The organism is Skermanella sp., from assembly GCF_059503625.1.
Genome location: NZ_JCACHA010000755.1, coordinates 1 through 10,334, shown reverse-complemented (window position 1 = coordinate 10,334; position 10,334 = coordinate 1). Strand labels below are relative to the sequence as shown.

The window sequence follows — 10,334 nt, the reverse complement described above, 5'->3', positions numbered from 1 at the left end:
CCCCGGCCTCACCCTACCCAAAGCCATCCAGACCGGCGATCGCTGCAACAAGGCGTACCGACGTCGGTAAACCTGGCGCTGTGAACGTGCATCCGATGGCGGCGTCGAAACAGAACCCGCAAGCCCGTGCGATTGCAAAAGTGCTCTGGTCGCGGAGCTTGGCCAACGGTGGGCCGGCAGGAAACCAAGTATCAAGAAGACCTTCTGACCAGCGTTCTTGACAACCGAACCGGATCAATGATCCCGGTCTATTATCTTCCAGTAACTGTCCTTCCTGACAACCAGACCATTGCGGAAGGTGAAAAAATCACAGCCATTGGCTTCCAGCTTCTGGCCAGTTCCGGCATCAGTCCCGCGAATTGTCCATTTCGACATGCCGCTGTCGCCATCCACGTAGTGGCTGTCATCCGTGTAGGTGACATCCGGCATACCGGTGAAGCGCATTTGCAATCCCTCACGGACCGCAGCGGCACCTTCAAATCGTCGTCCCCACCGATCGGCACCGCGCGGGGTTTCCAGAATGCAATCCTCGGCGAAGAAGTGCATCACCTTGTCTATGTCACGGCTGTTGAAGGCGGCGAGGATATCCTGCAGCAACTTCACACTGGGCTTCTGTGCCATCTGTCTCTCCCGGAGGATGCTCAAAAGCGGCAACGACGAGGTCGGGCAGGTTGGGCGCTAGAAGTCCAACGCCTCGACGAACCGGCCGGCGTCTGACACCCAGCCGAAGAGCAGCTGGATGTTGAGGAGCGACGCCTCGTGGTTGCTCCGCGGCAGGCCCGCCCCGATCGGCTCCCCGGTGCAGTCCTCCAGCACCACGCAGTGGTAACCGCGGAACATGGCGTCCCGCACCGTGGACTCTACGCAGATGCTCGTCGTGCAGCCCGTCACTATGAGGTGCCGCACGTCTCGGGCGCGGAGAAGGGAGTCGAGTCTGGTTTCGAAGAAGCCGCTGTAGTAGTTCTTGGACACCACGAGGTCGCCTGGGCGCGGTGCAAGCGCGGGCAGGATTTCGGTGTTCCAGGTGCCCTCGACGAGAATGCGCCCAGCACGCCCGTCCGGCGCGGGCACCTCAGCACCGAGCCCCAGGGCAGCGTGCTTGATCCGGTTGGGTGAATCCGGGGCGCCTGCATCGGACAGGTCAGGGCGGAACTGCATGACGATGTAGGCGACCAGCAAGCCGGCCGCGCGCGCCGCGTCCACCACCCGAACGGTTGGGTCAATGGCGCGCTGGATCGGGTTGATGTCGATGCCGGCACGGTCGAACATGCCGCCGCGAGTACCGAAATCGTTTTGCATGTCTATGACCAGGACAGCGGCCCGGCCGGTTTCGATCCGCACCGGCTCCGGCCGGGCGTCGAGGGTGATCAGGCGGCTTTGCGACGGCATGTGTGTGCCCTCCCGCTCCGCGCCGGTCCCCCGGCGCTCAGCGAGCATGGTAGTGCCTTCATAGCGTGGGCAAGGAGCCATTTGTCGAAAGGCTCCGCCTGTCTGTTGAATTCAGTGCCCATAACTCGAGACGCAGCCCGAGCCGACAGGCACTCGGGGTCAACGATGCTATTTCGCCTTGACCTGCACGGGGCATTTACACATGCGGTAAGAAGGGCCGGCGCTGCGAACAGGATCATCGATCCTGGTTCGATACAGGATCAGGCCTGCTCAAGCAAAAGCAAACTCTGCGGCGTCGGCGGCAGTGGCGTTACGGTCATCCGTCCAGAACCTGCCGCCTGAGCCATGTGTTCAAACTCATGGGCTGTGTAGGCCTCGCCTTGTGGTGTCGAGGCAAGCATCTGGAACGAGAACATGGCCGGGAAGCGCGGCGACACCCGGTCCTCGTTCAGCACCTGTTCGACGACGGCAGCGCGGCCGCCCGGGGCTAGGCTTTCACACGCCCTGCGGAGGAGGACTACACAGGTGTCGCGGTCGAGTTGGTGCAGGAAGTTGGTCAACAGGACTAAGTCGAACCCTTCGCCCCAATCCACTTCGAACGCGCTTCCAGGCAGAGGGCGATAGCGATCCGACACTCCGGCCGCTTCGGCATTCTCCAGGGCGACCGCAAGCACGGCCTGCCAGTCAATGGCGGTGACGGTCGCGCCCGGAATGGTCTGGAGGACCGCTACGCCGAACATGCCGTGGCCGCAAGCGATGTCGAGCACCTTACGTGGGCCCAGCGAGCCAGCTCGGACGCGACCTTCGCCGCAACCGGCACCCTGGACGGGCCCATCGCGCGGGCGAACTTCACCCAGATCGGATGATCAGGCGCATTGGTCGCCAGCCCGACAGAGCCACCGTTGCGGACATAGGAAGCCGGGCTGTCCAGGAAGAGCGCCATCATCTCAGGCGCGGCCAGATACTCGGCAATGCTGCCGGTCCAGGAGGGCGAGCTTCGGTCCAGGAACGCGGCTGAGGACGGGGTGAGCCGGTAATCGCTGGCCTGCTTCTCAAGGTGCCCCTGAACGGTGAGGTAGTCGCAAAGAATACGGATACCGCGAGTTGCCGCTCCGGTCGATTGCGCAAGCCCCTCGGCCGTAGTGTTGCCGCGCCCAATCGCAGAGAAAAGGTCGAGTTCGATGGCTGCCTTCAATGCTGCCGTCTGCTGGTAGGCAAGGATAGCATCCATGATCAAAGCGGGTGACGCGTCGGCCATGCTCCCCTCCCTTCGGTATTCCTCTAAGCCTGCACCCGACCGTATGCTGTCCTAATACCCAGGCCAGGCATTGCGCTGCACGAAATGCGTAGCCTCGGCAGCCACCTTCGGGACAGCCTCGACAGCGGCAGCGGTCGCGCCCTCGGAGCCGCGGCACGGTTTGATGAGACAGCCGGCTGCGGTAGAAGTCACCGCAACCGGAGGTCAGACCAGTGGACCACAACCACAGCGACAAGCCCTTGGGAGCACCGGCGTGTGCCCGGAACGCTGACGCCGGCGCCCCCACGGGCGGCGCCGGGCCAGAGCGTCGCAACTCTGCCCAGCGCAAGCTGCTATCACACCCCGAATTAAATCCGCACCGAGCAACCCGGCCTTGCTCAGTGCCTGCCCGCTACCCTACCCTTGGCCGCCTGGACAGCGCAGCCAGCTGTCTCATCATCCGGACGCACTACAGCCCACAACATTTACAGTCGCCTTGCCGCCCTGCTCGCCTGCTTTCTGGCCAGTGCTGATCATAGTCCGCCGCCTCGCAGACAGCATCGGCTTCGTCGTGCAGCCGCGCTGCTAGATGGTCGAGAAATCGCTCGGCTGGTTCGGCTGCTAGCGTCGGCTACGCACCATAACTTCGCAAACGAGGTTTCAGTTCACGCTGCGGTTGCGGCCTGCCCAGTACGGCTCGCGCAAGAGCCGGCGCAAGATCTTGCCGGACGGATTGCGTGGCAGCGCTTTAGCGAAGTCCACGGACTTTGGCAGCTTGAAGCCGGCGATGCGCGCCCGCGCGTGCCCCACGATCTCCTCTGCCGAGGCGGACGCACCGGGGCGCAGAACTACGATGGCCTTCACCGCCTCGCCCCATCGCTCGTCTGGCACACCGATCACGGCGACGTCGGCCACCGCAGGGTGGCCGAACAATGCGTTCTCCACCTCCGCCGGGTAGACGTTCTCGCCACCGCTCACAATCATGTCCTTCACCCGATCCTGGACGTAGACATAGCCCTCCTCGTCCAAGTGGGCGACGTCGCCGGTGCGCAGCCAGCCACCCGGGAAGAAGGCCGCGCGGGTCGCCTCGGGGTTGTTCCAGTAGCCCTTCATCACCGTAGGCGAGCGAAGCACGAGCTCGCCCGCCGTCCCGGCCGGCACCGGCTCACCGAGCGGGTTCATGACGCGCAGCTCGAAGCCGGGGTAAGGCAGGCCGCAGGAGCGCAGCTTGCCGCGCGCCGGATCGTGCGCCTCCGGCGGCAGGATCGTGCCGGCACCCGTTGCCTCGGTCAGGCCGTAGAGCTGCCACAGTCCGGCTCGCGCAAAGGCCCGCCCGGCGCGCACCATCAGCGCCTCGGCGATCGGTGAGGCGCCGTAGGCCAGAGTGCGCACCGAACCGAAGTCCGCTGCGGCCGCAGTCGGGTGCTCCAGCAGCGCCAGGATCGCGGCGGGCACGAGGAGCAGCCAAGTGATGCCATGGCGGGGGATGATCTCGATCAGCCCGGTGGGGTTGAACTCCTCCATGACGACAACCTCGGTACCCCGTGTGAGGCCGAGCAGGCCGACGTTCGTCCCGGCGACGTGGAACACCGGCATGCACACCAACACCACCGTCTCGGGTCCGATGTCGCCGAGCCGGCCAAGCGCCAAGGCCTCCAGGGTGGCGAGGTAGTTGCGGTGGGTGAGCTCCACGCCTTTGGGCAAGCCGGTGGTGCCCGAGGTGTACATCTGCAGCACCGTGTCCTCCGCCTCAACTAGCACTCCTGGGTCGGCGACAGACTGGGCATCGCGCCACGCCTCGAAGCCCGGCCAGCGCTCGCCCGCGCCGCTGTCCATCGAGACGCAGCGCAGCCCGGCGGGCATGCCCTGTTCCTCGGCCGCAGTTTCGAAGCCCCGGCCGAGGAACAGAGCCGCGACGCCGGCGTCGGTGAGGATCGCCGCGACCTCTGGTGCGGCCAGGCGCCAGTTCACCGGGACCAGCGCGACGCCGGCCCGGGCGGCGCCGAACAGCAGTTCGAAGTAGCGGTCCGAGTTCTTGCCGAGATAGCCGACGCGGTCGCCGCGGCGCACGCCGAGCCTAGCGAGGCCGTGGGCGACTTGGTCTGCATGGCGGTCGAGCTCGCCATAAGTCGTGGTCCAGTCGTCGAATATCAGAGCGGTCTTCGTCGGTTGTTCCCGGGCGTGGTGGCGCAGCAGCTCGGCCAGGGTTCGACTCTCGTGCAACGCTCTCATCGGCCGCCTCCCGGGAGGCCGCGGCACTGTCCCTAGGCCCAGTTCCGCGCAGGAAGCACCCGCTGGCCAACCCACCAGCGGGACGCGGAGGCGAGCCGGGACGCACGTGCTCGGCTTCCAGCAAGTCCTGAGTGACGCGGTGCATGATCTAACCGCCGGTGCCCGCGTCGCAAGCACCTTCCATGCGATAAGGCGCGCGCTCAGCAGATGGGCTGCTATCTTATTGGGCGGCTATGGGCTATGCGGCTCTTTCGCCCAACTCGGCGGTAGCGGCCCGGTTTGTCGCAATCCGCCGCCTCGAAGTCAGTTCGCTGGTTGCACGCCATAGGTGCGGGCGCGCTCGGTCCAGTGCTGGCGCACGGTGGCGATCTGTTCGCCGAGCGCCTCTGGCGTGCTGGTGCTGGCCGCCATGCCGAGCGGCTTGAGCTTCTCCGCGAAGCCCGGCGCGCCGGCGACCGCCCTTACATCGCCGGCGATCCGCTCGCGCAATGCCGCGGGCATGGCCGCGGGGGCTAGGAAGACCAGCGTCGGCTGGAAGGTCATGTCGGGGAAGCCGGCCTCCGCCACCGTCGGCACCTCTGGCGCCGCTTCAGCGCGCTGCGAATTGGTCACCGCCAGCATCTGCAGCGTCCCGGCCCGCGCCTGCGGCAGCGCGGCGGCCAGCGGCACCAGCAGTAAATGCACCCGCCCCTGCGTGAGGTCCGGGATCGCCAGCACCGAGGAGCGATAGGCGATGAACTCCATCTGCAGCCCTTGGCCGCGCACGAAGCTCACCATAGCCAGGTAGTCGTCCGAGCCGCCGGTCGCGTAGTTCAGTTTGCCGGGCTGGCTACGGAAGCTAGCCACCGCCTCCGCCAGCGTGGCGTAGGAAGGCGTCTTCGGCGTGACCAGCACCAGCGCATCGGCGGCCCCGACCGAGACCGGGGCGATCTCCGCCGGATTGAAGGGCAGCTTCGCATAGAGTAGCGGCGCCGCGGTGAGCACGCCGATGAAGGTGAGCATCAGCGCGTGACCGTCGCGCTGCTGCGTCAGGTACTCGGCCGCTACCGCACCGCCGGCGCCTGGGCGGTTCTCCACAGTGACCGGCACGCCCCAGCGCGTGGCCAAGCCCTCAGCATAGAGGCGGGCAGTTATATCCGGCGAGGTTCCGGGAGCGGTCGGCACCGCAATGCGCACCGGCTGGGTCGGCCAGGCCGGCTGCGCCTGCGCAAGTACGGAGATGGCAAGGCTCGTCGCCGCGAGCGCCAGGGTGCGGCGTGGCATGCACATAGATTGCGTCATTGCAGCACCCTTCTCGTCCAAGTTGTCCCCGTCATGCCGCCGTCACGGCGAAGGAGGCTCGTTCATTAACGGCCTGCACATCGAGGCCCGAGAGGCGGCGGTACCCTTTCGCTAGCTGTTCGCGCTCGGTGCGCGGCAGCACGGCTTCGACATCCTCGAAGCCCTGCGGCGCGCGCGCTTCCGCGAGGTCCAACATGGCCTCGGCGCCCATGGCACGGTTCTGCAGCGCAATGGCGCGCGTCACCGGCAGGCGCGCGGCCTCATAGGCGCGCAACGCAGCGGCGACGTCGCCGCTGCAGCGCGCCAGCTCCCAGGCCAGCACGCGGGCATCGAGGATCGCCTGCGAGCCGGCCTGCGAACCCGCGGGGTGCATCGGATGCGCGGCGTCGCCGAGCAGCGTGACGCGGCCGAAGCTCCACCGCGGCACCGGATCGCGGTCGAATTTCGGAAACTCCAGGATGGTCGCCGTACTTGCGATGACGTCCGGCACGTCAAGCCAGGGGAAGCGCCAGCCGGCGAAGTCGCGGGCGAAGCGGCTGCAGTCCACGGCGCGATTCCAGTCCTCGCGAGGCGGCGCACCGTTGGGCTGGGCGAGCTCGGCAATCCAGTTCAGGGTGACCTCGCCGTTCCGCGCCGGCGTCATCGGGTAGGCGACCACCTTGTGGTCGCGATGCCCAGCGATGATCATGCTGCGGCCGTCGAGTAGAGGCGGCGTCGCTACGGCGCCACGCCACATCAGCTGCCCTGCGAATCGCAGCGCTTGGTCTGGATAGTGGTGCCGGCGAACCGCGGAATGCAGCCCGTCGGCGCCGATCAGCAGATCGCCGCGGATGCCGGGCCGCAGCGTGCCGGTCGCGGGATCGGCGAAGCGGGCGAGCACGCCCGCGCCATCTTGCTCGAACCCCATCAGCTTTTGGCCCGTGCGGATCCGGTCCGGCCCGATCCGCGCCGCCACCGCGTCATGCAGCAGCCCCTGCAGCCTGCCCCGGTGAACGGCAAGCTGCGGCCAGCGATAGCCGTTGGCGAGGCCACGTGGCTCCTGCCAGACCTGCTGGCCATGCCGATTGAAGAAGCAGAGGGTGTCGACTGGTGCGGCGATCGCCGCTAACGCCTCCAGCAGCCCTAGCTCAGCCAACTCGCGGACTGCGGTGGGCTGCAGGTTGATGCCGAGGCCAACAGAGTCGATGCGGGGCGAGGCCTCGAAGACCGTCGCCTCGAGCCCCGCGGCGTGCAGGCTGAGCGCCGTGGTCAGCCCACCGATTCCAGCTCCCACGATCAAGGCGCGCATGATCGGTCCTCCCGCAACAGGGGGAGCAAGCCACTGTATGTATACGGGTATTACCGTATCGAAGATCTGCCGGAGAGGCAAAGGGTACGTCTTTGCTTCTGACGAGCGGCAGTTCCGCGCTGCGATGTGATCGACGGCTTCCAGCCAACAAGGACATGCGGCCGCCGCGGGTGACGGCGGTGGGGCTGTTGCCGCGGTCAAGCGGGCACTGCCTCTCCCTTGCGATAAGTCTCCCCCTTCGTAAGTCAGCAGCCGGCGCCGCTGGAGGCGGCGCCTGTCACACCCTGGCATGCCCTGAGAGCGTGCCAGGAGGGCTGCAGGCCCTTCCGGGGCCCGGGCCCGCCGGTAGAGACACACCCAGCGCGTCCTAGGTGGCGCTCTAGGCCCCCGCCACCCCCAGCCGGGCCAGCATCTCCACCGCCTCCGCGAGGTGCGGGAACTAGTCAGCCCGGAGCCGCCGGGGGCGGCGCCTCACGCCCAGCTTTCCATGCTGGGAAAGCGCCCAGGGAGGGCCGTCAGGCCCGCCGCCGGTGGGGGCCCAGCGCGCCTGGAAGGCGCTCTAGGACCCGCAATCAGCCCCTGCCAACCCCACAGCCGGGTCGCTGCAGCCTCGAGCTGTTCGACGGCGCCTTCGCGCCATTGGTGCCGGGTCAGTAGCTTGGTCGCCTCGGCCGCGGGCAGCCCAAGGGCAGCGCCGATCTCGACAGGCGTGGTGATGCCCCGCTCTTCCAGCTCGCGGCCGATCGCCATCTTCAACCGAATGGTCTTCAGCCGGTCGGCGGTCCGGCGCCGACGCTCTTCAGGTGTGATCTTCCGCTTCGGCTGATCGGGGGACAGGCTCATGCTGCGGATGTTGGTGGTCGCCGACGACCGCGCAAAGAGAAGGCCACCCGTAGAACGGGACGGCCTTGGAGGCTTACAGGTCTTGCTTGGAGTGGCCTGCCAACGCCACCCCAGCGGGCTGGTTTACGAGCGTTCCACAGCGGAACCGTCTTCTAGGTCGTGAGCACCTCCAGCCGGGCAGCAGCTCCGCCGCCTCCAGGTCGAGGTGTGGGAGTTGGTCAGCCCGGAGCCGCCTGGGCGGCACCGGTAGCCTGTAGTGCGTCGAGCTGGCGGAGGATCAAGGCCACTGCCTTTCGACCCCTGGTGGCCAGCGGACAATCAACCTTTACGTCTAATATATCGAAAAACATAAACTTATTAGCGAATTTCGTTGCGGGGAAGGAGTTCTGGAGATGTCGTTTCCTTATCGCATAGAACTGCTTAGGCTCAAGGATCACAATTATGATGATGAAGAAGTTCGGTGCCGGGCTGGCCTGCCTAGGTATGCTTAGTGGATGCGTCTCTAACCCAAGTAATATTAGCGCCGCATACGTTAATCCCGTCCAGTACGCCAGCATGGCTTGCGAGGACGTGCACGCGGAGCTTTCTAGGGTCAGTGCCAAAGAGGCCGATCTTACTAATCGCCAACAGCAAACTATGTGACTGACACTGCATTGCTAACTGTCGGACTTGTGGTGTTTTGGCCGGCTCTGCTGCTGATGCCAGCAACTACCGACCGCAAGCATGAAATCGCCCAAATGCGCGGCGAGAAGGAAGCTCTAGAGCGCGCTACAGGCCGGCAATGCGCAAGTGGCCCGGTCATCGCTGGCCGACCCAATGGTGTAGCCAACGACGTTACGGTAGTGAGCTCCGGCACCGCTGCTGTCACGAGCGCTGCCGCCATAGCCAGCGTCCCCGCACCGATGACTGTGAGCCCGGTAGCCCTAAGCACTGGTCTTCCTGAGCGCGGTCCGCCGCCAACCCGCTGATTATACAGCCACTCCCAGCCGGGCCAGCATCTCCACCGCCGTCAGGTCAAGGTGCTGGAGCTGGTCAGCCCGGAGCCGCAAAAATACCCCCCCACCCCCATGAAGAGAAGAGCTACCCGGGGTGGGTGCCGAGGTTTCAGCGGGGCAAGGTGCCCAAGTGCGTCGAACCGCACGTATGGGCAGCCGGGACTCCTTTGCTCATAGCGGGGCCCCCGTACCCGGTGGGGTCGCGCGGCGCGCGTTTGGGCGCGCGCCTCCCGCCCGCGATCCGGTTCCTGTCTCGGTCTCGGTCTGCGCGTGACGCCACCACCGCCACCGTCACCCAGCGCCACCAGCGCCAGCTCCGCGCGCTGTCCTGGCTCTCGCGCTGTCGGTCGTGGCCGGCGCCTGCATGGCGCCGCCTTGCCGATCAGTATCTAGGCCTCGCATCTCACGCTCTACGCGGAGGTGTCCCGTATTAGGGCCTGTTAGCCCTTAACTCGACATTACTGGTACGTGGCGTTTAGCGAAAAACGTATCAGCCTGGGTGTCGGATGTGGCTCAATCCCTTGGACCGACGTGCGGCGCAAACCGAGGGAGGATCGGAAGAATGATTTCGAGAAGGTTTTTCGGTTCCTGCGCTGTCTGTAGCGCCGTCGGTCTCGTCGCCTCCCGGGTGGAGGCGCAACCGCAGCCCCGCGGGCAAATTCCCGCCGAGACTGCCGGCCTGAAGGTGACGATCCTCCGGCGGGCGGACCTTCCTGGTGGCGCCCACGAGGTCGTCCAGTTGCTCGTCGAGGCCGCTCCAAACGTGGCTGCCCCACGCCACACCCATCCGGGCGTCGAGAGCGTAGTGGTGCTGGAGGGGAGTGGGGAACAGATGATTGACGGCCAAGCCCCTATTCCGGTTTCAGCGGGCGCCACTTGGCAGGTCGCCGCCGGGGTGCCGCACGCCGGGCGCTACGGACCTCAAGGATGCAAGTTCATCGTCCATCTGTCGGTCGAGAAGGGCAAGCCTATGAGCGCCCCGGCGTAGAGGCGCAGCGGGACAAGGACGAACAGGCTCTAGTACTACTGTGTCATATAATGCGGCGCTGAGTGAGTCGTTGGCAGCACG

9 protein-coding genes are annotated in these 10,334 nt (G+C 66.2%); 1 reads left to right on the top strand and 8 read right to left on the bottom strand.

Annotated features, from left to right (window positions below):
- Window positions 1–234 precede the first annotated feature (234 nt).
- From AC5JJ6_RS26135 to AC5JJ6_RS26100, 8 genes are all read right to left on the bottom strand, one after another.
- Complete coding sequence (locus AC5JJ6_RS26135; protein WP_496044877.1) at window positions 235–621, bottom strand: nuclear transport factor 2 family protein; 387 nt, start codon at window positions 619–621, stop codon at window positions 235–237.
- Between the two features lie 57 nt (window positions 622–678).
- On the bottom strand, window positions 679–1,389 hold the full coding sequence (locus tag AC5JJ6_RS26130) for a cysteine hydrolase family protein (RefSeq protein WP_496044876.1): 711 nt from the start codon (window positions 1,387–1,389) through the stop codon (window positions 679–681).
- Window positions 1,390–1,649: 260 nt separating this feature from the next.
- Window positions 1,650–2,156 carry an SAM-dependent methyltransferase gene (locus AC5JJ6_RS26125; RefSeq protein ID WP_496044875.1) on the bottom strand — a complete coding sequence of 169 codons (507 nt, stop codon included), beginning with the start codon at window positions 2,154–2,156 and terminating at the stop codon, window positions 1,650–1,652.
- The gene (locus AC5JJ6_RS26120; RefSeq protein ID WP_496044874.1) at window positions 2,117–2,647 is read right to left on the bottom strand and encodes a methyltransferase family protein; all 531 of its coding nucleotides are present in this window, start codon (window positions 2,645–2,647) and stop codon (window positions 2,117–2,119) included. Before AC5JJ6_RS26120 ends, AC5JJ6_RS26125 begins: the two co-directional genes overlap by 40 nt.
- A gap of 639 nt (window positions 2,648–3,286) precedes the next feature.
- Window positions 3,287–4,858, bottom strand: coding sequence for a long-chain-fatty-acid--CoA ligase (locus AC5JJ6_RS26115; protein WP_496044873.1), 1,572 nt, complete (start codon window positions 4,856–4,858; stop codon window positions 3,287–3,289).
- A gap of 303 nt (window positions 4,859–5,161) precedes the next feature.
- On the bottom strand, window positions 5,162–6,121 hold the full coding sequence (locus tag AC5JJ6_RS26110; RefSeq protein WP_496044872.1) for a Bug family tripartite tricarboxylate transporter substrate binding protein: 960 nt from the start codon (window positions 6,119–6,121) through the stop codon (window positions 5,162–5,164).
- 49 nt (window positions 6,122–6,170) lie between these two features.
- Window positions 6,171–7,427 (bottom strand): flavin-dependent oxidoreductase, encoded by a 1,257-nt coding sequence (locus tag AC5JJ6_RS26105; protein WP_496044871.1) that lies wholly within the window; start codon window positions 7,425–7,427, stop codon window positions 6,171–6,173.
- Between the two features lie 471 nt (window positions 7,428–7,898).
- Window positions 7,899–8,270: a hypothetical protein gene (locus AC5JJ6_RS26100; RefSeq protein ID WP_496044870.1), complete on the bottom strand. Its 372-nt coding sequence runs from the start codon at window positions 8,268–8,270 to the stop codon at window positions 7,899–7,901.
- A gap of 1,557 nt (window positions 8,271–9,827) precedes the next feature.
- Between AC5JJ6_RS26100 and AC5JJ6_RS26095 the strand changes: the two genes are divergently transcribed.
- Window positions 9,828–10,253, top strand: coding sequence for a cupin domain-containing protein (locus AC5JJ6_RS26095; RefSeq protein WP_496044869.1), 426 nt, complete (start codon window positions 9,828–9,830; stop codon window positions 10,251–10,253).
- Window positions 10,254–10,334: the final 81 nt, after the last annotated feature.

Bases quoted from the DNA above. Each gene is read 5' to 3' on its own strand.
- AC5JJ6_RS26110 (WP_496044872.1), bottom strand. From the start codon at position 6,121: ATGCCACGCCGCACCCTGGCGCTCGCGGCGACGAGCCTTGCCATCTCC.
- AC5JJ6_RS26135 (WP_496044877.1), bottom strand. From the start codon at position 621: ATGGCACAGAAGCCCAGTGTGAAGTTGCTGCAGGATATCCTCGCCGCC.
- AC5JJ6_RS26095 (WP_496044869.1), top strand. From the start codon at position 9,828: ATGATTTCGAGAAGGTTTTTCGGTTCCTGCGCTGTCTGTAGCGCCGTC.
- AC5JJ6_RS26120 (WP_496044874.1), bottom strand. From the start codon at position 2,647: ATGGCCGACGCGTCACCCGCTTTGATCATGGATGCTATCCTTGCCTAC.
- AC5JJ6_RS26130 (WP_496044876.1), bottom strand. From the start codon at position 1,389: ATGCCGTCGCAAAGCCGCCTGATCACCCTCGACGCCCGGCCGGAGCCG.
- AC5JJ6_RS26105 (WP_496044871.1), bottom strand. From the start codon at position 7,427: ATGCGCGCCTTGATCGTGGGAGCTGGAATCGGTGGGCTGACCACGGCG.
- AC5JJ6_RS26115 (WP_496044873.1), bottom strand. From the start codon at position 4,858: ATGAGAGCGTTGCACGAGAGTCGAACCCTGGCCGAGCTGCTGCGCCAC.
- AC5JJ6_RS26100 (WP_496044870.1), bottom strand. From the start codon at position 8,270: ATGAGCCTGTCCCCCGATCAGCCGAAGCGGAAGATCACACCTGAAGAG.